A 22,483-nucleotide genomic window follows, 5' to 3' on the forward strand; every position below is an offset into this window, starting at 1 on the left:
CTCGGATGGTCGTTGTGTGACGCTGAGTTTAGCGCTGTGCTTTTTGATTAAAAGACGATAGTTTTTGCGTCGAGCTCAAATTATTTCGATCAATCAGGGGCGATCATGCTGCGCGAACTCAAGACGTTCATTGCCGTGACGCGGTACGGCACCTTTGCGGCGGCCGGGATGCACATTGGCCTCACGCAGTCGGCGGTCAGCGCGCAAATGCGCAATCTGGAGCAGGCGCTGGGTATCCGGTTGTTCGACCGTACGGGGCGCCAGGCGATTCTTAATGCGGCGGGGCAACGGGCGTTGCCGATGGCCAGGGAGATGCTGGAAACGTTCAGCCGCATGGCAGTCAGTGATGACGTCAGTGAATACCGAGGCGAGTTGAAGATTGGTGCTGTGGCCACGGCTCAGACCGGGTTGTTGCCCCAGGCGTTGTTGCGCTTGAGGCAGCAGGCACCGCTGCTGGAGCCGAAACTGGTGCCGGGCGTGTCGCTGAATCTGTTGAGTCAGGTGGACACCAGTGAGGTGGACCTGGCCATTTTGATCAAGCCACCCTTTGAGCTGCCCAAGGAGTTGTCGGCGCAGGTGATTCGCCGGGAACCGTTCGTGCTGATCGTTCCGATGGACCTTGAGGGCGATGACCCATTACACATCCTCGCCAGTCATCCGCATGTGCGTTATGACCGCAACTCGTTCGGCGGACGTCTGGTGACACGGTTTCTGCGTGAACAGCAGATTGACGTGCACGTGGCGCTGGAGCTGGATGAACTGGAAGCCATTGTGAAAATGGTTGAGTGTGGGTTGGGCGTGTCGCTGCTGCCGGAAGCGGGATTGTGGCTGGAGTATGGGGCGAAGGTCAGGATCATTCCGTTGGGTGAGTTGACGTTTTATCGGGAGATCGTGCTGCTGCAGCGTTATAGCCAGCGTACGCAGCCGATCCAGCAACTGTTCGCCCAGTGCCTAAACACAAATCCCGTGTAGGAGTGAGCCTGCTCGCGATAGCGGCCTAACATTCAAAACAGATGTCGACTGATACACCGCTATCGCGAGCAGGCTCACTCCTACAGTGGGATCGCATGGTTTCTGGAATCGCAGGCAAAAAAAACCCGCCAGATCGGCGGGTTTTTCACGACTAACCGAAGATCACTCTTCGATGTTGCCCATGGCGGTGGTGTTGAAGCCGCCGTCTACGTACATGATTTCGCCGCTGATGCCGGACGCCAGGTCCGAGCACAGGAAGGCGCCGGCATTGCCGACTTCGTCGATGGTGACGTTGCGACGCAGCGGGGTTTGCGCTTCGTTGGCAGCCAGCATCTTGCGGAAGTTCTTGATGCCGGAAGCGGCGAGGGTGCGGATCGGGCCAGCCGATACGCAGTTGACGCGGGTGCCGTCCGGGCCCAGGGAACCGGCCAGGTAACGTACGCCAGCTTCCAGCGAAGCCTTGGCCATGCCCATGACGTTGTAGTTCGGCATGGTGCGCTCGGCGCCCAGGTACGACAGGGTCAGCAGGCTGCCATTGCGGCCTTTCATCATTTCGCGGCCGGCTTTGGCCAAGGCCACAAAGCTGTAGGCGCTGATGTCGTGAGCGATGCGGAAACCTTCACGGGTGGTGGCTTCGGTGAAGTCGCCGTCCAGTTGGTCGCCCGGAGCGAAGCCGACGGAGTGCACGATGCAATCCAGGCCGTCCCACTTCTTGCCCAGTTCAACGAAGACCTTGGCGATTTCTTCATCGCTGGCCACGTCGCACGGGAAGCACAGGTCAGGGTTGGAACCCCAGCTCTGGGCGAACTCTTCGACACGACCCTTGAGTTTGTCGTTCTGATAAGTGAAGGCAAGCTCAGCGCCCTCGCGATGCATGGCGGCAGCGATGCCGGATGCGATGGACAGCTTGCTGGCGACACCGACGATCAGTACGCGCTTACCGGCGAGAAAACCCATGTGTTGCTCCTCTCTTTCAGGTTATTACGCAGTGGCTGGTGCCAGGAAAGCGGCTTCCAGCAACTGCTGTGTATACGGATGTTGGGGGGCGGCAAAGATACTTTGCGCGTCTCCCTGTTCGACCACTTGGCCATGCTTGACCACCATCAGCTGGTGGCTCAGCGCTTTGACGACAGCCAGGTCATGGCTGATAAACAAATACGTCAGGTTGTACTTGGTTTGCAGTGAACGCAGCAGCTCCACCACTTGGCGTTGGACGGTGCGGTCGAGGGCCGACGTCGGCTCGTCCAGCAAAATCAACGCCGGTTTTAGCACTAATGCCCGGGCAATGGCGATTCTCTGCCGTTGCCCGCCGGAAAATTCGTGGGGGTAGCGGTGCCGGGTTTCCGGATCCAGACCTACCTCCTTCAATGCCGCAATAATCGCCTGTTCCTGCTCTGCCTCGGTGCCCATCTTGTGGATCCGCAGGCCTTCGCCAACGATCTGGCTCACGCACATCCGCGGGCTCAGGCTGCCGAACGGGTCCTGAAACACCACCTGCATCTCGCGGCGCAACGGTCGAACTTCGTTCTGCGTCAGGCAGTCTAGCTGCTTGCCTTCAAAACGGATCGTGCCTTTGCTGCCGATCAACCGCAAAATCGCCAGGCCGAGCGTCGATTTGCCCGAACCGCTTTCACCCACGATCCCCAAGGTCTGCCCCTGAGGCAGGCTGAAATTGATCCCGTCCACCGCTTTGATGTGGTCAACGGTCTTTTTCAGCAGGCCTTTCTTGATCGGGAACCAGACTTTCAAGTCCTCGACTTGCAGCAATGGCGGCCCGATAACATTGGTCGCCGGCGTGCCGCTGGGCTCCGCTGCCAGCAGTAACCGAGTGTACGGATGCTGCGGCGCGCGGAACAACTCTTCGCACGATGCCTGTTCGACGATGCAACCGCGCTGCATGACACATACGCGATGTGCAATTCTTCGCACAAGGTTCAAATCGTGGCTGATCAGCAGCAGTGCCATGCCCAGACGGGCCTGTAATTCCTTGAGCAATTCGAGGATTTTCAGCTGAACGGTCACGTCCAGCGCGGTGGTCGGCTCGTCGGCGATCAGCAATTCCGGCTCATTGGCCAAGGCCATGGCGATCATCACCCGCTGGCGCTGGCCACCGGACAATTCGTGGGGCAGGGCTTTCAGGCGTTTTTCCGGCTCGGGAATCCCGACCATCTCCAGCAGTTCCAGGGTGCGCTTGGTCGCCACTTTGCCGATCAGGCCCTTGTGGATGCCCAGCACCTCGTTGATCTGCTTTTCGATGGAATGCAGCGGGTTGAGCGACGTCATCGGCTCCTGGAAGATCATCGCGATCCGGTTGCCGCGGATGTGGCGGATGGACTTCTCTCCCATGTTCAGCAGGTTTTTTCCGGCGTACTCGATGGTGCCGGTCGGGTGCCGCGCGATCGGGTAGGGCAGCAGCCGCAGGATCGAGTGGGCCGTGACCGACTTGCCGGAACCGCTTTCACCGACCAGCGCCAGGGTTTCGCCGCGGCGGATGTCAAAGCTCACACCTTCGACCACGCGCTGAGCACGCTCGCCGATACCAAACTCGACGGACAGGTCGCGCACTTCGATCAGATTGTCCTGATTCATTTCACTTCCTCGGGTCGAAGGCATCGCGAGCGGACTCGCCGATAAACACCAGCAAACTCAACATCAATGCCAGCACCGCAAACGCGCTGATGCCGAGCCATGGGGCTTGCAGGTTGGATTTGCCTTGGGCCACCAGCTCGCCCAGCGACGGCGCGCCGGGCGGCAAGCCGAAGCCGAGGAAATCCAGCGCGGTCAGGGTGCCGATGGCGCCGGTCAGGATGAATGGCATGAAGGTCATGGTCGAGACCATGGCGTTGGGCAGGATGTGGCGGAACATGATCGCGCCGTTCTGCATCCCCAGCGCCCGCGCCGCGCGCACGTATTCGAGGTTGCGCCCGCGCAGGAACTCGGCGCGCACCACATCCACCAGGCTCATCCACGAAAACAGCAGCATGATCCCCAGCAACCACCAGAAGTTTGGCTGCACGAAACTGGCGAGGATGATCAGCAGATACAGCACCGGCAACCCGGACCAGATTTCCAGGAAGCGTTGCCCGGCGAGATCCACCCAGCCGCCATAAAAGCCCTGCAAGGCCCCGGCAATCACGCCGATGATCGAACTGAGAATGGTCAGGGTGAGGGCGAACAACACCGAAATGCGGAAACCGTAGATCACCCGCGCCAACACATCGCGCCCCTGATCGTCGGTGCCCAGCAGGTTATCCGTCGACGGCGGCGCCGGGGCCGGGACTTTCAGGTCGTAGTTGATGCTTTGATAGCTGAACGGAATCGGCGCCCACAGCACCCAGGCGTCCTTGGCCTTGAGCAGTTCGCGGATGTACGGGCTCTTGTAGTTGGCTTCCAGCGGGAATTCGCCGCCGAAGGCGGTTTCCGGGTAGCGCTTGAGCGCCGGGAAGTACCAGCCGTTGTCGTAATGCACCACCAGCGGTTTGTCGTTGGCGATCAGCTCGGCGCCGAGGCTCAGGCCGAACAGCAGCAGAAACAGCCACAGCGACCACCAGCCACGCTTGTTGGCCTTGAACAGTTCGAAGCGACGTCGATTGAGCGGGGACAGGTTCATCTCAATGCTCCCGGCTTTCGAAGTCGATGCGCGGATCGACAAAGGTGTAGGTGAGGTCGCCGATCAGTTTCACCACCAGGCCGAGCAAGGTGAAGATAAACAGCGTGCCGAACACCACCGGGTAATCGCGATTGATCGCCGCTTCAAAACTCATCAGCCCGAGGCCGTCGAGGGAGAAAATCACTTCCACCAGCAACGAGCCGGTAAAGAAAATCCCGATGAATGCCGACGGGAATCCGGCGATCACCAGCAACATGGCGTTGCGGAATACATGGCCGTACAGCACGCGATGGCGGGTCAGACCCTTGGCCTTGGCGGTGACCACGTACTGCTTGTTGATCTCGTCGAGGAAGCTGTTTTTGGTCAGCAGGGTCATGGTCGCGAAGTTGCCGATCACCAGCGCCGTCACGGGCAAGGCCAGGTGCCAGAAGTAGTCGAGGATCTTGCCGCCCATGCTCAGTTCGGCAAAATTATTCGAGGTCAGCCCACGCAACGGGAACCAGTCGAAATAGCTGCCGCCGGCGAACACCACGATCAGCAGGATCGCAAACAGGAACGCCGGAATCGCATAGCCGACGATGATCGCCGAACTGGTCCAGACATCGAAGTGGCTGCCGTGCCGCGTCGCCTTGGCGATCCCCAGCGGGATCGACACCAGGTACATGATCAGCGTGCTCCACAACCCGAGGGAGATCGATACCGGCATCTTTTCCTTGATCAGGTCGATCACCTTGGCATCGCGAAAGAAGCTGTCGCCGAAGTCCAGCGACGCATAGTTCTTCACCATGATCCACAAGCGTTCCGGCGCCGATTTGTCGAAGCCGTACATGTGCTCGATTTCTTTCACCAAGGCGGGGTCCAGGCCCTGCGCGCCGCGATAGGCGGAACCGGCCACCGACACTTCGGCACCGCCACCGGCAATGCGGCTGGTGGCGCCTTCAAAGCCTTCGAGCTTGGCGATCATCTGCTCCACCGGCCCGCCGGGCGCAGCCTGGATGATCACGAAGTTGATCAGCAAGATGCCGAACAAGGTCGGAATGATCAGCAGCAGTCGCCGAAAAATATACGCCAGCATCTGATTACTCCGTGCCCGCAGGGTCGGCTTGCAGTTTGGTTTCGACTTCTATCGCCGGCGTCGCGTCTGGCTTGACCCACCAGGTGTTGATGCCGATATCGTACTTGGGGGAGATTTTCGGATGACCGATGTGGTTCCAGTACGCCACGCGCCACGTCTTGATGTGCCAGTTGGGGATCACGTAATAACCCCATTGCAGCACGCGGTCCAGTGCGCGGGCATGGGCCACCAGACTTTTGCGTGAATCGGCGTTGATCAGTTGCTCGACCAATTGGTCCACCACCGGGTCCTTGAGGCCCATGGAGTTGCGGCTGCCGGGTTTGTCAGCGGCGGCCGACATCCAGAATTCACGCTGTTCGTTGCCGGGTGAACTGGACTGCGGGAAGCTGCCGACGATCATGTCGAAGTCCCGTGAGCGCACGCGGTTGATGTACTGCGAGACGTCGACGCGGCGGATCACCAGGTCGATCCCGAGGTCGCTGAGGTTGCGCTTGAACGGCAGCAGCACGCGCTCGAATTCGGTCTGGGCCAGCAGGAACTCGATGGTCACCGGTTTGCCGGTGGCGTCGACCATTTTGTCGTCGACGATCCGCCAGCCGGCCTCTTGCAGCAGGTGATAGGCCTGGCGCTGGTGGTCGCGAATCATGCCGCTGCCGTCAGTCGTCGGGTTCTCGAAGGCTTCGCTGAACACTTGCTCGGGGATCTTGCCGCGAAACGGATCGAGGATCGCCAGTTGATCGGCATCCGGCAGGCCGGTGGCGGCCATTTCCGAGTTCTCGAAATAGCTGCGGGTGCGCGCGTAGGCGCTGTTGAACAACTGTTTGTTGGTCCATTCAAAGTCCAGCAACAAGGTCAGGGCCTGGCGCACGCGCACGTCCTGGAACACCGGGCGACGCAGGTTGAACACGAAACCCTGCATGCCGGTGGGGTTGCCGTTGGGGATCTGTTCCTTGATCAGCCGGCCTTCGGTAACGGCCGGAACGTTGTAGGCGTTGGCCCAGTTCTTCGCAGTCATCTCCAGCCAGTAATCGAACTGCCCGGCCTTGAGTGCTTCGAGCGCCACGGTGTTGTCGCGGTAGTAATCGGTGGTCATCACATCGAAGTTGTAGAACCCGCGATTGACCGGCAAGTCCTTGCCCCAGTAATCCTTGACCCGCTCATAGCGAATCGAGCGTCCAGCCTTCACTTCGCTGACTTTGTACGGGCCGCTGCCCAACGGCATTTCCAGGTTGCCCTTGTTGAAATCGCGGTTGGCCCACCAGTGTTTGGGCAATACCGGCAACTGGCCGAGGATCAGCGGCAGCTCTCGGTTGTTGGAGTGCTTGAACTTGAACAGCACGGTGAGCGGGTCTTCGGCGACCGCTTCCTCGACGTCGTTGTAGTAACCGCGATACAGCGGGGCGCCGTCCTTGGTCAGCATCTGGAAGCTGAACACCACGTCTTCGGCGCGAATCGGATGGCCGTCGTGGAAGCGCGCTTCAGGGCGCAGGTAGAAACGCACCCAACTGTTGTCCGGGGCTTTCTCGATCTTGCCGGCCACCAGGCCATATTCGGTGAACGGTTCGTCCAAACCTTGCCGGGCGAGGGTGTCGTAGATCATGCCGATATCGTCGGCCGGCACGCCCTTGCTGATAAACGGGTTGAGGCTGTCGAAGCCCCCGAAACCGGCCTGGCGAAAGATCCCGCCCTTGGGTGCATCCGGGTTCACGTAGTCGAAATGCTTGAAGTCGGCCGGGTACTTCGGCGGCTCGTTGTAGAGGGTCACCGCGTGTTGCGGGGCGGCGCAGGCCAGCCCGGCGAACAGCAGTCCGCTGGCCTGCAACAGCAGGGTGCGTACGGGTTTCATTGATCTTTCTCCGAAGACTTCAGCCACCACGCGCTCAGGCCCAGGGTGTAGGGCGGCGTGGTCACAAAGGCGAACCGGTTGCGGTAGGCCAGGCGATGATAATTGAGGTACCAGTTGGGAATGATGTAGTGCTGCCACAGCAGCACGCGGTCAAGGGCTTTGCCGGCGGCGACTTGTTCGTCGCGGCTCTGGGCGGCGAGCAGTTGTTCGAGCAAGTGATCGACCACCGGGTTGGCGATGCCGGCGTAGTTTTTACTGCCCTTGACCCCGACCTGGCTCGAATGGAAATACTGCCATTGCTCCAGACCCGGACTTAGGGTCTGGTTGAGGGTCATCAAGATCATGTCGAAGTCGAACTGATCGAGGCGCTGTTTGTACTGGGCGCGGTCAACGGTGCGCAGTCGTGCGTCGATGCCAATGCTCGCGAGGTTTTCGACGTAGGGCTGGAGGATGCGCTCCAGGTTCGGGTTGACCAGCAGGATCTCGAATCGCAGGGGTTGCCCGACGGCATTCTGCAATCGCTGGCCATTGAGCTTCCAGCCGGCCTCAGCGAGCAGCCCAAGGGCTTTGCGCAGGGTTTCCCGGGGGATGCCGCGACCGTCAGTGTGCGGCAGGCTGAACGGCTCGGTGAAGAGCTTGGCGGGTAACTGCTCGCGATAGGGCTTGAGCATCAGCCATTCGTGCCCGACCGGGAGCCCGGTGGCTTCGAATTCACTGTTGGGGTAGTAACTCATCGCGCGCTTGTAGGCGCCGCTGAACAGCGTGCGGTTGGTCCACTCGAAATCGAACATCAACCCCAGGGCTTCGCGGACTTTGGTCTCGGCGAAAGTCGGGCGTCGGGTGTTCATGAACAGGCCCTGACTCTGGGTCGGGATCTGATGCGGAATCTGCGCCTTGATCACGTCGCCGCGGCGCACGGCCGGGAAGTTGTAGCCGTTGTCCCAGTTCTTCGCCTGATGCTCGATGTAAACGTCGAACTCGCCGGCCTTGAACGCTTCGAAGGCGACGTCGCTGTCGCGGTAGAACTCGACTTCCATGCGATCGAAGTTGTACTTGCCGCGATTGACCGCCAGGTCCTTGCCCCAGTAATCCTTGACCCGTTCGAAAACGATCTGCCGTCCGGGCGTTACTGATGTGATGCGATACGGCCCGCTGCCCAGAGGCGGCTCGAAGGTGGTGGCCTTGAAGTCGCGACCTTTCCAGTAATGTTGCGACAGGACCGGTAATTCGCCGAGGCGCAGGATCTGCAATGGGTTGCCGGCGCGCTTGAACACAAAACGAATGCGTTGCGGGTTAAGGATGTCGACCCGCGCGACTTCCTGAAGGCTGGTGCGGTACTGCGGATGACCCTCCTTGAGCAACAAGCGGTAGGAGAACGCGACGTCGTAAGCGGTGATCGGCGAACCATCGTGGAACCGCGCTTCGGGCCGCAGGTTGAACACCACCCAACTGCGGTCCTCGCTGTATTCCACCGATTGCGCGATCAGGCCATAACTGGAGGTCGGTTCGTCGCCGGACGGTGCGTACTGGCCGGTGCCGACCATCAGTGGCTCATTGAGCTCGTTGATGCCGTACTGCAGGAAGTTGGGGGTGGAAACCGGGCTTGAGCCCTTGAAGGTATAAGGATTGAGCGTATCGAAGGTGCCAAACGCCATCACCCGCAACGTACCGCCCTTGGGCGCTTGCGGGTTGACCCAGTCGAAGTGGGTAAATCGGGCCGGGTACTTGAGCGTGCCGAACTGCGCATAACCGTGGCTTTCGCTGATCGTCGCGCTTGCGGGGGAGCTGAAGGCCAGGCTGATCAGGAGCAGGAGGAGGGGACGCTTCAAGTCAGAGATCCGATCCAGGCGGCTTGGGCATTGTGGCCCGTACAGTAACAGCTTGTATCGACAGGAAAAAGACAGGGGGTTAATGCAGGGTTAATTGAACTTGCGGGCCCATGTGGCAGCTGGCGAAGCCAGCGGCTACAGGGCATAGTGAAAACCTTCAGGCGAAAAAGAGCCCCTGAATTCAGGGGCTCTTTTTAGCGTGGCGAAGACACCACCAGCATCTGCCCAGGCTTCAACGCCTGGCCAACACGCGGGTTCCAGCGCTTGAGGTGCTGCATCTCGACGTTGAAGCGCTTGGCGACGATGTACAGCGAATCGCCTTGCTGGACCTTGTATTGGGTCTGCGGCTTCTTTTTGTCGGCTTTGCTGTTGGCGGCGACGACCGTGTTGACGCGACCGTTGCTGCGCTTGGTCGTGTCCTGCATCACCAGGGTCTGCCCCGTCTTGAGGTGCTTGCCCGTCAACTTGTTCCAGCGTTGCAAGTCTTCGACGTCGACTTTATTGGCCTTGGCGATCGTGCCGAGGTTGTCGCCGCGTTTGACCCGGTAAGTGGTGCGCTTGACGCTGGCGAGTTGAACATCGTCTGCGCCTTCAAAGACCGGTTTGCGAGGCTTCTTGCTGATCAATTCTTCCGGACGCATGGTCGACAGGCTGGTGGTCAGCAACTGCGCCTTGGACGTTGGCACCAGCAAGTGCTGGGGACCATCGAGCGTGGTGCGCTGTTTGAACGCCGGATTGAGCTGGAACAGTTCGTCTTCGTCGATGTTGGCAACCTCGGCAACCTTGGACAGGTCCATGCGCTGGTTGATTTCGACGACCTGGAAGTACGGTTCGTTGGCGATCGGGCTGAGGTTCACACCATAGGCTTCGGGCGACAGGACCACTTGCGACAAGGCCAGCAGCTTCGGCACGTAAGCCTGGGTTTCCGCTGGCAGCGGCAGGTTCCAGTAATCGGTCGGCAGGCCGAGCCTTTCGTTGCGCTCGATGGCCCGGCTGACGGTGCCTTCACCGGCGTTATAGGCGGCGAGGGCGAGCAGCCAGTCACCGTTGAACATGTCGTGCAGGCGGGTCAGGTAATCCATGGCCGCGGTGGTCGAGGCGGTAATGTCGCGTCGGCCATCATAGGCACGGGTCTGGCGCAGGTTGTAGTAACGCCCGGTGGAAGGGATGAATTGCCAAAGACCCACCGCGTCGGCCCGGGAATAGGCCATCGGGTTGTAGGCGCTTTCAATCACTGGCAGCAGCGCCAGTTCCAGCGGCATGTTGCGTTCTTCAAGGCGTTCGATGATGTAGTGAATGTAGAGGCTGCCGCGCTCGCCGGCGTTTTCAAGGAACGACGGGTTACTGGCGAACCACAGTCGCTGTTGCTCGATACGCGGGTTGACGCCCAGGCCGTCCTGCAACTGGAAGCCCTGGCGCATGCGCTCCCAGACGTCCTGCGGTACTTGCGGCGAGGGTTTTTCGCTGAGCCAGATCGGTTTCTGTTTGGCGCGAGCGGCGAAATTCGGGGTATGTGCCGCGTCGGTCTGCGGCACATGGCTGGAACAGCCCGCCAGAGTGGCGGACACAGCCACCGCGATGGCTTGAGCCAAGCGGGTCAATGCGTCTGAATTGATGGCTTTACGAATAGATGACGACATTGGCTGGAAGTAAGTTCCGGGCAAAAATGTCGGCCGATTCTAGAAAGGGTACCCCCTGCGGTCAACCATTCAGAATTTTCATTGCAATAGCATGACGGCCTAGAACGTATCTTTCCAAGCCCGCAACGCAGCAAAAACCGCACTCGGAGCCCGGTTATCGGGACCATTCCGTTCGTCCACTTTTTCTTTAACAGATGTTTCATCAACCCTTAAAAACGGGTTGGTGAGCTTTTCCAGGGCCAGGGTCGACGGCAGGGTCATGATTCCGGCTGCGCGTTGTTGGGTCACTTTGGCGAGGCGCTCGGCGGTGTCGGGGTTTTCTGGCTCGACCGCTGCGGCAAACTTGAGGTTGCTCAGGGTGTATTCGTGGGTGCAATACACCAGCGTATCTTCGGGCAATGCAGCCAGGCGTGCCAGCGAGGTGTGCATCTGTTCCGGCGTGCCTTCGAACAAACGGCCACAACCGGCGGCAAACAGGGTGTCACCGCAGAACAGCAAGCCATGGTGGTAGTAGGCAATGTGCCCCAGGGTATGGCCGGGGACGGCGTACACGTCGAAGTCCCAGCCGAGCACGCTGACCCGGTCGTTGTCCTTGAGCGCGACGTCCCGCGCCGGGATGGATTCGCTGGCGGGGCCGTAGACGGTCGCGTCTGACGCTTTTTTCAGCTGCTCGACGCCACCGACGTGGTCATGGTGGTGATGAGTGATCAGAATATCGCTCAATACCCAACCCGGATGCGCCGCAAGCCAGGCCTGCACGGGCGCGGCATCGCCCGGATCGACCACGGCGCAGCGCTGGGTGCGGTGGTCTTGTAACAACCAGATGTAGTTGTCGGTGAAGGCGGGCAGGGCACTGATCTGTATCATCGTCGGATTCGCCAAGCGGAAAACAATGGCGCATCTTAGAACTTCCTGGCGCGTTGGAGAATGCAATGACCGATAAAGCGTTCGCTCAGGCTGATCCCGAGTGGCTGACATTGATCAGCGCGGCCCGTGAATGGCTGTCCGGCCCTATCGGGCAATTTTTGCTGGACGAAGAACGACGCATGCTCGAAGACGAGTTGGGGCGTTTCTTCGGCGGTTACCTGGTGCATTACGGTCCGTCGGCCCAAACGCCACCGTCTGCTCCGCAAGTGCAGCGCAATGTGCGCCTCGGTGCGCCGTTGCCCGGTGTCGAGATCGTGTGTGAAGAGCAAGCCTGGCCGTTGAGCGAGCACGCCGCTGACGTCGTGGTGTTGCAGCATGGGCTGGATTTCTGCCTGTCGCCCCACGGTTTGCTGCGCGAAGCGGCGAGCAGCGTGCGGCCCGGCGGGCATTTGCTGATCATTGGCATCAACCCCTGGAGCAGTTGGGGCCTGCGCCATGTGTTCGCCCATGACGCCCTGCGCAAGGCGCGCTGCATCTCGCCGTCACGCGTCGCCGACTGGTTGAACCTGCTGGGTTTCGCGCTGGAGAAACGCCGCTTCGGGTGCTATCGTCCGCCGCTTGCGTCACCCGCCTGGCAAGCTCGTCTGGCCGGTTGGGAGCGCAAGGCCGGTGACTGGCAACTGTCGGGCGGCGGCTTCTATTTGTTGGTGGCGCGCAAGATTGTCGTGGGTTTGCGTCCACTGCGTCAGGAACGACGCGAACCGATGGGCAAGCTGATTCCCTTGCCGATGGCCAAGGTCAATCGCCGTCGCATCGACCCGTAATACCTTTTATTTTCCCGGCCGGGTCAGTCCCGGCCTCGGGCATCGTCGATCACGAATCGGCGAGCCACCGCATTTTCTGGATAGATTGGCATGAGCGATAGCGTAGAACTCTTCACCGACGGCGCCTGCAAAGGCAACCCGGGCCCTGGCGGCTGGGGCGCACTGCTGGTGTGCAAAGGCGTTGAAAAGGAACTGTGGGGCGGCGAAGCCAATACCACCAACAACCGCATGGAACTGATGGGTGCGATTCGTGGCCTCGAAGAGCTCAAGCGCTCCTGCGACGTGCTGCTGGTGACCGACTCACAGTACGTGATGAAAGGCATCAACGAATGGATGGACAACTGGAAGAAGCGCGGCTGGAAAACAGCGGCGAAAGAGCCGGTTAAAAATGCTGATTTGTGGAAGCTGCTGGATGAGCAGGTCAATCGCCACAACGTCACCTGGAAATGGGTGCGTGGGCACATCGGTCACCACGGTAACGAGCGGGCTGACCAGTTGGCCAACCGGGGCGTGGATGAAGTGCGCGGCTACAAACAGGCATAAATCTACCCTGATCGTTCCCTTGTTCCGCGTGGGAACGATCAATCCCTGCAGGAGCGAGCTTGCTCGCGATAGGCAAAACGCGGTGTCTCTGAAAGACCTGGGCGAGCGTGTTAACATCGCCGCTTTTGCACGATTGACCCGTTGAGAGCTGAGCACTGATGGCCACCAGATCCGTTGTACTCGATACCGAAACCACCGGCATGCCGGTGACAGACGGCCACCGGATTATCGAAATCGGTTGTGTCGAGTTGATCGGTCGGCGCCTGACCGGTCGGCATTTTCACGTTTACCTGCAGCCGGATCGCGAGAGTGACGAAGGCGCCATTGGCGTCCACGGCATCACCAACGAATTCCTGGTGGGCAAGCCGCGTTTCACCGAAGTGGCCGATGAGTTTTTCGAGTTCATCAAAGGCGCGCAGCTGATCATCCATAACGCGGCGTTCGACGTTGGTTTCATCAACAACGAATTCGCCCTGATGGGCCAGCACGAGCGTGCGGACATCACACAACACTGCTCGATCCTCGATACCCTGATGATGGCCCGGGAACGTCACCCTGGGCAGCGCAACAGCCTCGACGCCTTGTGCAAACGGTATGGCGTCGACAACTCGGGCCGTGAACTGCACGGCGCGTTGCTCGACTCCGAGATCCTTGCCGACGTTTACCTGACCATGACCGGTGGCCAGACCAGCCTGTCGCTGGCCGGTAATGCGTCAGACGGTAATGGCTCCGGCGAAGGCGCGGACAACTCCGCCACCGAAATCCGCCGCTTGCCAGCCGACCGCCCACGCGCCCGAATCATCCGCGCCAGCGAAGATGACCTGGCCCAGCATGTCGCACGTCTTGAAGCCATTGCGAAAGCCGCCGGTGCCCCGTCACTGTGGCAGCAACTGGCGGACGCCAAGGCCCAGGCCTGATTTGTAGCAGCCTCGCGGTGCTCGTCAGCTGCTACGGGGCGTGTTTGGGCTGCCGGTGACCCAGTTTGGGGCATCGCCACTCGCCACATTTGCCTCAACCCTCTACCCTGAGGGTATTGGCAGGCCACGGTCTGCCGCCTCAGGACACTGAGCCCCATGTATAAAGATTTGAAATTCCCGGTCCTGATTGTCCACCGCGACATCAAGGCCGACACCGTCGCCGGTGATCGCGTGCGGGGCATCGCCCGGGAGCTGGAACAGGAAGGCTTCAGCATCGTTTCGGCGGTGGATTACGCCGAAGGGCGGCTAGTCGCGTCGACCCATCACGGCCTCTCCTGCATGTTGATTGCCGCCGAAGACCCCAGCACCCACTCGCATTTGTTGCAGAACATGGCCGAACTGATTGGCCTGGCGCGAGTGCGGGCGCCGGACCTGCCGATTTTTGCCCTCGGCGAACAAGTGACGCTGGAAAACGCGCCGGCCGATGCCATGGCCGAGCTCAATCAACTGCGCGGGATTCTTTACCTGTTCGAAGACACCGTGCCGTTCCTGGCCCGGCAAGTGGCCCGGGCTGCGCGCAAGTACCTGGACGGTTTGTTGCCACCGTTTTTCAAGGCACTGGTGCAACACACCGCCGACTCCAATTATTCCTGGCACACCCCGGGCCACGGCGGTGGCGTGGCGTATCACAAGAGCCCGGTAGGGCAAGCGTTTCACCAGTTTTTCGGGGAGAACACCCTGCGTTCGGATTTGTCGGTGTCGGTGCCCGAACTGGGCTCTCTACTCGATCACACCGGTCCGCTGGCCGAGGCGGAAGCACGCGCTGCGCGCAATTTCGGCGCCGATCACACCTTTTTCGTGATCAATGGCACCTCGACCGCCAATAAAATCGTCTGGCATTCCATGGTTGCGCGCGATGACCTGGTGCTGGTGGATCGCAACTGCCACAAGTCGGTGTTGCATTCGATCATCATGACCGGCGCGATCCCGTTGTACCTGTGCCCGGAACGCAATGAACTGGGGATCATCGGCCCGATTCCATTGAGCGAATTCAGCCGCGAATCAATCCAGGCCAAAATCGACGCCAGTCCGCTGACCAAGGGCCGGGCGCCCAAGGTCAAACTGGCGGTGATCACCAACTCGACCTACGACGGCCTCTGCTATAACGCCGAGTTGATCAAGCAGAACCTCGGCAACAGTGTCGAGGTGTTGCATTTCGACGAGGCCTGGTACGCCTACGCGGCGTTTCACGAGTTCTTCGCCGGACGCTACGGCATGGGCACCTCGCGCAGCGAAGATAGCCCGCTGGTGTTCACCACGCATTCCACGCACAAGTTGCTGGCCGCATTCAGCCAGGCCTCGATGATTCATGTTCAGGACGGTGGGGCGCGGCAACTGGACCGCGACCGTTTCAATGAAGCGTTCATGATGCACATCTCCACCTCGCCGCAGTACAGCATCATTGCCTCGCTGGACGTGGCCTCGGCGATGATGGAAGGCCCGGCCGGGCGTTCGCTGTTGCAGGAAATGTTCGACGAGGCCCTGAGCTTTCGTCGCGCCCTGGCTAACCTGCGGCAACACATCGCGGCGGATGACTGGTGGTTTTCCATCTGGCAGCCGCCGTCGGTGGAAGGCATCGACCGCGTGGTCACCGAAGACTGGCTCTTGCAGCCCGATGCCGACTGGCACGGCTTTGGCGGTGTCACCGACGATTACGTGTTGCTCGATCCGATCAAAGTCACCTTGGTCATGCCCGGGCTAACCGCGGGCGGTGCGCTCAGCGAGCGCGGGATTCCGGCGGCAGTGGTCAGCAAATTTCTCTGGGAGCGCGGGCTGGTGGTCGAGAAGACCGGGCTGTATTCGTTCCTGGTGTTGTTTTCCATGGGCATCACCAAAGGCAAATGGAGCACGCTGTTGACCGAGCTGCTGGAGTTCAAGCGCAGCTACGACGCTAACGTCAGCCTGGCCAATTGCCTGCCCTGTGTGGCACAACAGAGTGTCGGGCGCTATCAAGGCATGGGCCTGCGCGATTTGTGCGATCAACTGCACGCCTGTTATCGCAGCAATGCCACGGCCAAACACCTCAAGCGCATGTACACCGTGCTGCCGGAAATCGTCATGAAGCCCGCTGACGCCTATGATCATCTGGTACGGGGCGAGGTAGAGGCGGTGTCGATCGATGCCCTGGACGGGCGGATCGCTGCGGTGATGCTGGTTCCGTATCCGCCAGGCATTCCGCTGATCATGCCGGGTGAGCGGTTCACCGAGTCGACCCGGTCAATCATCGACTATCTTTCATTTGCAAGGACGTTTGATAGCAGTTTCCCAGGATTCGTCGTCGATGTGCATGGATTGCAACACGAAGACGAGGGCAATGGACGGCACTACACCGTCGATTGCATCAAGGAATGAGGACCTTTCCCAGTATGCAACCTGTCATTAATCCCAAGTACCCCGGCCTGTCGGTGCGTGTCGCCGATGACGGCTTTGCGGCCTATATCTGGGGCAGTGATTTCAGTTTTGAAGTTGCCGCCTATGGTGCTGCCGAAATCGGCAAACCAGTCGAACAGTGGTTGATTACGCCGATCACCCCTTATCGAAAGTGCTACGGCATCGACCCGGAAGAATTCAGCAGCTTTCGCGATGCCGCCGACAGTGCGATTTTCATGGCTTACCTCGACGATGAGCCGGTCGGTCATCTGGTGGTCAGCACCAATTGGAATGGCTTTGCCCATATCGACGAGCTGGCGGTGCATGCACCGGCGCGGCACCACGGGGTGGCCAAAGCCTTGCTGGACGTGGCTCAGTTCTGGAGTCGCAAGAAAAAACTGCCGGGCATCATGCTCGAAACCCAAAACAACAACCTCGGCGCCTGCCGGCTCTATGAGCGTTGTGGTTACGTGATTGGCGGGATGGATCATCTGCGCTATCGCGGAATCGATCCGAACACTGCCGAAGTGGCGCTGTTCTGGTATCGCTTGTTCGATAATGCGCTGGAACACCCGATCAGTTCGCCAGCATCGCCGCGGCTTGTTCCGTGACAATGTCCAGCAGGGTCTGAATGGCGGCGGCTGGCTCGCCGTTTTTCAGGGTCAGGGCGTAGAGGCTGACTGGCACCGCCGGGGCCAGCGGACACACATCCAGTCCACTGGTTTTGGCGCCCAGTGCGGTAAACGGGTCGACAATCGCCAGGCCCTCACCGGCCTCGACCATGCTGCGCATCATCTGATGCGTCTGCACTCGGATATGCACAACCGGGGCTGGACGCAACGCCTGCAATTTGTTCTCCAGGGCACGGCTCAGCGGATCGTGGCCTTCGAGGCCGACCATCGACTGGCCCGCCAGATCCTGCAATGAAATGTATTTCTGCTTGGGTTGCAGCCAGCCATGGGGCGCCAACAGCTGGAGCTTGCCTTGGGCAATCACCTGGCAATGGATGTCGGCGTGATCGGGATCGTGCAGGCTCAACCCCAAATCGCTTTCGCGCAACAACAGGGATTTTATGATTTCGCGGGTTGGTTGGCTCAGCAGGCTGCAAGGCGCATCGGGCAGGCGACGGCGCAGCGTGGCGATGCTCTGGGGCAACAAGTGTTGGGCGAGCGGCGGAGTGCAGATGATGCGCAGGGGCGGTGCCTGATACTGCTTGAGGCTGGCGGCCAGGCGTTGAACAGGCTCCAGCGCTTCATAGATGTGGGCGATTTGTGCCTCTAGCTCCCGCGCTTCGCGGGTCGCCTGCAAGCGCCCGCGCACGCTGGAGAACAGCATGAAACCCAACTGACCCTCGGCCTCGCGCAAAATGCCTTCAACCTCGGTCACCGGCAACTGCAGCCATTCGGCGGCGGTGCCCAGGTGACCGGTCTGCACAAGCGCGTGGATCACTTCGATATGGCGTAAACGCATGCGTGAAGTCCATGTTCAGCAGGTGAGGGAATCAGTGACTGAATCCTAACTCAAGTGCGCGCATATGACTTCTGCTCATAACGCGGGGTTATGAAGCGACGTTGGCGTCCGGCACGCTACCGACGAATTTGTTGGGTTCACGCACGATGGTCACGTCCGATTGAACCAGCACAAACTGGTTGTCATCGAGTTTCCTGACGCGATCGCCAATGGCCAGTTTGTAGGTGGTGACAGGCTCCGAGCCGCCGAGGCCGTCCGCCGACGGGGTGGATTCCTCGAACTCATGCACGGAATAAACGCGGCCTTCCGCATCTCTTGCATGGAACTGACTGACAAGTACTGCTGCCATCTGTTTAGAACCTCTGGAGATAATTCACTCAATTTTCGGTTCTGTAGACCGTGGTTGGGCGAAGTAAGTTTTCCTACAAGAAAAAAATAGTCAGGGGCGGTGAAATTCAGAGCCCGCTGGGTGATTCGTCATCTATACCTACAAGTTCTCTCCATCGGACAGTCGAGACATCTTCCATGAGTAACGTCTATACGATCGCCGTCGTGGTCGGCAGCTTGAGAAAGGCATCGATCAATCGCAAGGTAGCATTGGCCCTGGCTGACCTCGCACCGGCCAATCTCAAGCTACAAATCGTCGAAATCGGCGACTTGCCGCTCTACAACGAAGACATTGATGGTGCTTCACCGCCGGCAGCCTACAGCACTTTCCGGCAACAAGTACGTTCATCCGACGCAGTGCTGTTCGTCACCCCGGAATACAACCGCTCGGTACCCGCGCCGTTGAAGAATGCCATCGACGTGGGATCGCGGCCCTATGGCCAGAGCGCCTGGAGCGGAAAACCGGGTGGGGTGATCAGTGTTTCACCCGGCGCAGTCGGTGGATTTGGTGCCAACCACCACTTGCGCCAGTCCATGGTGTTTCTGGATGTGCCGTGTATGCAGCAGCCGGAAGCCTATCTGGGCGGGGCGGGTTCGGCGTTTGACGAGGCGGGTAAATTGTCCGAGTCGGTGAAGCCGTTCCTGCAGAGCTTCATCAATGCCTATGGCAAATGGGTCGAACAACACAAAAAAGTCTGAAAACACCGTTCTCCCCTGTAGGAGTGAGCCTGCTTGCGATGGCGGTGTGTCGGCCAAATCAATGCCAACTGACACACCGCTATCGCGAGCAGGCTCACTCCTACGGGGATTAGGGGGAGGGCAGCAATCGGCCGCAGATCATCGACTCGATTTCCGCCAGCCACGCAGCCGTTTGTGCCGCCGCCGGTTGCACAGTCACGCAGTAACGCCGGCCACCCCAGGCGGTGATCAACCAGGCATCGATGGTTGTATCTGACGGATGCTCAGGCAAATCACTACACGCGGCAAACGCTTCGCGCCATTTCTGCGACAACTCCTGGAACACCCGTCGGTGGTGTTTGGGTTCGGCGATCTGGTGTTCAAGGGTCATCCATTCATAGTCGAACAACGGCTGATCAGCATCCGTCGGGTCGCAGGTCATGCGGATCAAGCGTTTGATTCGCACCTGCCAATCCAGATGCGTGGGTCGTACGACCTGTTCATCGATGTGCTGTAACAGATTGTCCAGGCAGTGGCGGACATACCCTGACAGCAGCGCTTCCTTGCTCGGAAAATAATCGTACAACGTCCCGATGGCGACGCCAGCTTCCAGCGCCACCGCTCGGGTGGTCAGCCCGGACCAGCCATCGCGCCGCCAAATCCGAACAAACGCCTCGTAAATCGCTTCCACGGTGAAGATCGCCCGGGCCTGACTCGGCCGTTTCAGCGGTTTGGCGCGGGGATTGAGGGTGGGCGCAGTGCCCCTGGTGTTTCCGAACCCGCTCTTCATCGGCTGCCACTACTCTGGTGCTACCCGCCACTCACTCGCAGCAGGAGTCTGAAAGATGCAAAGTCCGAGCACGGTAACACGGCTGATCACCCGCAAAAACGCCCTCGACCAGAGTCGAATCGAACAGGAGCAGCGCAGTCTCGTTCCTGCCGAAGGGGAGGTGATTCTGAAAATCGACCGCTGTGCGCTGACCACCAACAACATCACCTACGCCGCTTATGGCGATTCGATGAACTACTGGGGGTTCTTTCCTACAGGGCTTGAGGAATGGGCACACATTCCGGCGTGGGGATTTGCCGATGTGATCGCGTCAACTGTGGAGGGGGTCGCGGTCGGAGAACGCTTCTACGGCTACTTTCCGATTGCCAGTCATCTGTGGATGCGTCCCGAGCGCGTCACCGACCGAGGTTTCTATGACGCCGCCGAACACCGGCAGGCATTGACTTCGGCCTACAATCAGTACACCCGGTGCAGTTGGGATCCGTACTACAGCCCCGACACCGAAAACCTGCAGATTTTGCTGAAACCGCTGTTTCTGACGTCGTCGATGCTGGCGGATTTCCTGCAAGACAATCAGTTTTTCGGTGCGACCCGGCTGGTATTTTCCAGTGCTTCGAGCAAAACCGCCTATGGCACCGCCGTGTGCCTGGAAAACCACCCCGACATTGAACGGGTTGCGCTGACTTCGGCCGGCAACAAGACCTTCGTCGAAGCGCTCGGTTGTTATGAGCGCACGGTGTCGTACGCCGAACTGGCGAGCCTGGCCAATGATCGTCCCACGCTGTACGTGGATTTTTCCGGCGACCTGGGTTTGCGTGACCGGGTGCATCAGCATTTCGCCGGGCAACTGGTGTACAGCTGCTTCGCCGGTTCCGCGCAAAGCACCGACGAGGCACAACTGAGCGCCATTGAAGGGCCGCAACCGGTGTTCTTTTTCGCCCCGGTCCAGCTGCGCAAGCGCAACGCAGAGTGGGGAGCGGAACGGGTCAGTCAACATATCGGCGAGGGGTTGCAGCGGTTTTATGGGCAAGTGACCGCGCCTGCCAATCCACTGCTGGAGGTGGTGGAGAGTGACGGTTATGAGGCGGCGCAGACGGTGATCACACGGCTGTTCAACGGCCAGGTCGCGCCAATGCAAGGCCATGTCATCCGACTGTAACCCTCCTGTTGTAGCCGCTGATGGGCAGCGCGAGGCTGCTACGCGAGCCTCGCGCTGCCCATCAACTGTTACGGGATCGTGGTGTGTCGAAATTGGGGCTTTACTCTGGTCGAGCGTTGCGGCTGAATCGCGGTTTGTTTTTCCGCGCAAGGTTGCTTTGCATGCTCATCGCCTCACTCATTTTCCTGCTGACCATCACCCTGGTGATCTGGCAACCCAAAGGCCTGGGCGTGGGCTGGAGTGCGGTATTCGGTGCCGTGCTGGCGCTGATTTTCGGTGTCGTGCACCTGAGCGACATCCCGATCGTGTGGCAGATCATCTGGAATGCAACCGGCACGTTCGTGGCGCTGATCATCATCAGTTTGCTGCTGGATGAGGCGGGTTTCTTTGCCTGGGCTGCGTTGCATGTGGCTCGTTGGGGGCGGGGCAGCGGGCGCAAACTGTTTGCTTATATGGTGTTGCTGGGGGCTTTGGTCTCGGCCTTGTTCGCCAATGACGGCGCGGCGCTGATCCTCACGCCCATCGTGATTTCCATGCTGTTGGCGCTGCGGTTCTCCCCGGCGGCGACCCTGGCGTTCGTGATGGGCGCCGGTTTCATCGCCGACACCGCGAGCCTGCCGCTGGTGGTGTCGAACCTGGTGAACATTGTTTCCGCCGACTTCTTCCACATCACGTTCAACCGTTACGCGGCGGTAATGATCCCGGTCAACCTGGTGAGCGTCGCGGCCACATTGGCGATGCTGCTGTGGTTCTTCCGTCGCGACATTCCGAAGGACTATGACCCCGAACAACTGGAGCTGCCCGCCACGGCGATCCATGACAAGGCGACGTTTTATGCCGGTTGGGTGGTGTTGGTGATCCTGCTCGTGGGCTGTTTTGCCTTGGAACCACTGGGTATTCCAATCAGCGCCATTTCCGCGGTGTGCGCCGCGTTGTTGCTGGGTATCGCCGCGCGCGGCCACAAGATTTCCACGCGCAAGGTGATGAAAGAAGCACCGTGGCAGATCGTGATTTTCTCGCTGGGCATGTATTTGGTGGTGTATGGCCTGCGCAATGCCGGCCTGACCGGGTATCTGGCGGGATGGCTCGATGGCTTTGCCCATTACGGCGTATGGGGTGCGGCCATGGGCACGGGCGTGCTGACGGCGATTCTGTCTTCGATCATGAACAATTTGCCGACGGTGCTAATTGGTTTGCTGTCGATCGATGCCAGTCAGGCCAGTGGTGTGGTGAAGGAGGCGATGATTTACGCCAACGTCATCGGCAGCGACCTGGGGCCGAAAATCACGCCGATTGGCAGTCTGGCGACGTTGTTGTGGCTGCATGTGCTGGAGCGCAAGAGCATCCGGATCGGGTGGGGGTATTACTTCAAGGTCGGGGTGGTGTTGACGGTGCCGGTTTTGCTGGTGACGTTGGCGGCGTTGGCATTGCGGTTATCCGTTTAGA

At 59.9% G+C, this 22,483-nt stretch carries 20 protein-coding genes; 9 read left to right on the forward strand and 11 right to left on the reverse strand.

What is annotated here, in order from left to right; genetic code table 11:
* Positions 1-105 precede the first annotated feature (105 nt).
* On the forward strand, positions 106-972 hold the full coding sequence (locus tag D882_RS0111520; protein WP_027923380.1) for a LysR family transcriptional regulator: 867 nt from the start codon (positions 106-108) through the stop codon (positions 970-972).
* 162 nt (positions 973-1,134) lie between these two features.
* Here D882_RS0111520 and fabI read toward each other — a convergent pair whose 3' ends face one another.
* From fabI to gloB, 8 genes are all read right to left on the reverse strand, one after another.
* Positions 1,135-1,929: an enoyl-ACP reductase FabI gene (fabI, locus tag D882_RS0111525; RefSeq protein ID WP_027923381.1), complete on the reverse strand. Its 795-nt coding sequence runs from the start codon at positions 1,927-1,929 to the stop codon at positions 1,135-1,137.
* 24 nt (positions 1,930-1,953) lie between these two features.
* Complete coding sequence (locus D882_RS0111530; protein WP_027923382.1) at positions 1,954-3,561, reverse strand: ABC transporter ATP-binding protein; 1,608 nt, start codon at positions 3,559-3,561, stop codon at positions 1,954-1,956.
* Between the two features lies 1 nt (position 3,562).
* Positions 3,563-4,582 carry an ABC transporter permease gene (locus D882_RS0111535; RefSeq protein ID WP_027923383.1) on the reverse strand — a complete coding sequence of 340 codons (1,020 nt, stop codon included), beginning with the start codon at positions 4,580-4,582 and terminating at the stop codon, positions 3,563-3,565.
* A gap of 1 nt (position 4,583) precedes the next feature.
* A complete protein-coding gene (locus tag D882_RS0111540; RefSeq protein ID WP_027923384.1) occupies positions 4,584-5,657 on the reverse strand; it encodes a microcin C ABC transporter permease YejB in 1,074 nt (357 codons plus the stop codon).
* A 4-nt stretch (positions 5,658-5,661) separates the two neighbouring features.
* Positions 5,662-7,503, reverse strand: a complete 1,842-nt coding sequence (locus tag D882_RS0111545) for an extracellular solute-binding protein (RefSeq protein WP_027923385.1) — start codon at positions 7,501-7,503, stop codon at positions 5,662-5,664.
* Complete coding sequence (locus D882_RS0111550; protein ID WP_027923386.1) at positions 7,500-9,332, reverse strand: extracellular solute-binding protein; 1,833 nt, start codon at positions 9,330-9,332, stop codon at positions 7,500-7,502. The genes D882_RS0111545 and D882_RS0111550 overlap by 4 nt, the downstream gene beginning before the upstream one ends.
* A 194-nt stretch (positions 9,333-9,526) precedes the next feature.
* A complete protein-coding gene (locus D882_RS0111555; RefSeq protein ID WP_027923387.1) occupies positions 9,527-10,972 on the reverse strand; it encodes a transglycosylase SLT domain-containing protein in 1,446 nt (481 codons plus the stop codon).
* A gap of 99 nt (positions 10,973-11,071) precedes the next feature.
* On the reverse strand, positions 11,072-11,839 hold the full coding sequence (gene gloB / locus D882_RS0111560) for a hydroxyacylglutathione hydrolase (RefSeq protein ID WP_027923388.1): 768 nt from the start codon (positions 11,837-11,839) through the stop codon (positions 11,072-11,074).
* Between the two features lie 65 nt (positions 11,840-11,904).
* Here gloB and D882_RS0111565 point away from each other — a divergent pair, with 65 nt between their 5' ends.
* The 5 genes from D882_RS0111565 to D882_RS0111585 all read left to right on the forward strand — a co-directional run bounded on the left by D882_RS0111565 (position 11,905) and on the right by D882_RS0111585 (position 17,164).
* Positions 11,905-12,663, forward strand: coding sequence for a methyltransferase domain-containing protein (locus D882_RS0111565; RefSeq protein WP_027923389.1), 759 nt, complete (start codon positions 11,905-11,907; stop codon positions 12,661-12,663).
* A gap of 90 nt (positions 12,664-12,753) precedes the next feature.
* A complete protein-coding gene (gene rnhA, locus D882_RS0111570; protein WP_008028618.1) occupies positions 12,754-13,206 on the forward strand; it encodes a ribonuclease HI in 453 nt (150 codons plus the stop codon).
* A gap of 158 nt (positions 13,207-13,364) precedes the next feature.
* Entirely contained in the window at positions 13,365-14,123 is a 759-nt protein-coding gene (gene dnaQ / locus D882_RS0111575) for a DNA polymerase III subunit epsilon (RefSeq protein WP_027923390.1), read from the forward strand.
* 156 nt (positions 14,124-14,279) lie between these two features.
* Positions 14,280-16,535 (forward strand): Orn/Lys/Arg decarboxylase N-terminal domain-containing protein, encoded by a 2,256-nt coding sequence (locus tag D882_RS0111580; protein ID WP_027923391.1) that lies wholly within the window; start codon positions 14,280-14,282, stop codon positions 16,533-16,535.
* 14 nt (positions 16,536-16,549) lie between these two features.
* Entirely contained in the window at positions 16,550-17,164 is a 615-nt protein-coding gene (locus D882_RS0111585; RefSeq protein ID WP_027923392.1) for a GNAT family N-acetyltransferase, read from the forward strand.
* Here D882_RS0111585 and D882_RS0111590 read toward each other — a convergent pair.
* Both D882_RS0111590 and D882_RS0111595 read right to left on the reverse strand, forming a co-directional pair.
* A complete protein-coding gene (locus D882_RS0111590) occupies positions 17,130-18,023 on the reverse strand; it encodes a LysR family transcriptional regulator (protein WP_027923393.1) in 894 nt (297 codons plus the stop codon). The genes D882_RS0111585 and D882_RS0111590 overlap by 35 nt on opposite strands.
* Positions 18,024-18,111: 88 nt before the next feature.
* On the reverse strand, positions 18,112-18,372 hold the full coding sequence (locus tag D882_RS0111595; RefSeq protein ID WP_027923394.1) for a hypothetical protein: 261 nt from the start codon (positions 18,370-18,372) through the stop codon (positions 18,112-18,114).
* Between the two features lie 176 nt (positions 18,373-18,548).
* On the opposite strand from D882_RS0111595, the gene D882_RS0111600 reads away from it, so the two are divergent.
* Entirely contained in the window at positions 18,549-19,109 is a 561-nt protein-coding gene (locus tag D882_RS0111600; RefSeq protein ID WP_027923395.1) for an NADPH-dependent FMN reductase, read from the forward strand.
* A gap of 109 nt (positions 19,110-19,218) precedes the next feature.
* Here the strand turns inward: D882_RS0111600 and D882_RS0111605 are convergent, their stop codons facing one another.
* Positions 19,219-19,878: a TetR/AcrR family transcriptional regulator gene (locus D882_RS0111605; RefSeq protein WP_027923396.1), complete on the reverse strand. Its 660-nt coding sequence runs from the start codon at positions 19,876-19,878 to the stop codon at positions 19,219-19,221.
* A gap of 55 nt (positions 19,879-19,933) precedes the next feature.
* Here D882_RS0111605 and D882_RS0111610 point away from each other — a divergent pair, with 55 nt between their 5' ends.
* Entirely contained in the window at positions 19,934-21,037 is a 1,104-nt protein-coding gene (locus D882_RS0111610) for a DUF2855 family protein (protein ID WP_027923397.1), read from the forward strand.
* 161 nt (positions 21,038-21,198) lie between these two features.
* Positions 21,199-22,482 carry an arsenic transporter gene (locus D882_RS0111615; protein WP_027923398.1) on the forward strand — a complete coding sequence of 428 codons (1,284 nt, stop codon included), beginning with the start codon at positions 21,199-21,201 and terminating at the stop codon, positions 22,480-22,482.
* Position 22,483: the final 1 nt, after the last annotated feature.

This window comes from Pseudomonas sp. URMO17WK12:I12 (assembly GCF_000514395.1).
GTDB lineage: Bacteria > Pseudomonadota > Gammaproteobacteria > Pseudomonadales > Pseudomonadaceae > Aquipseudomonas > Aquipseudomonas mucoides.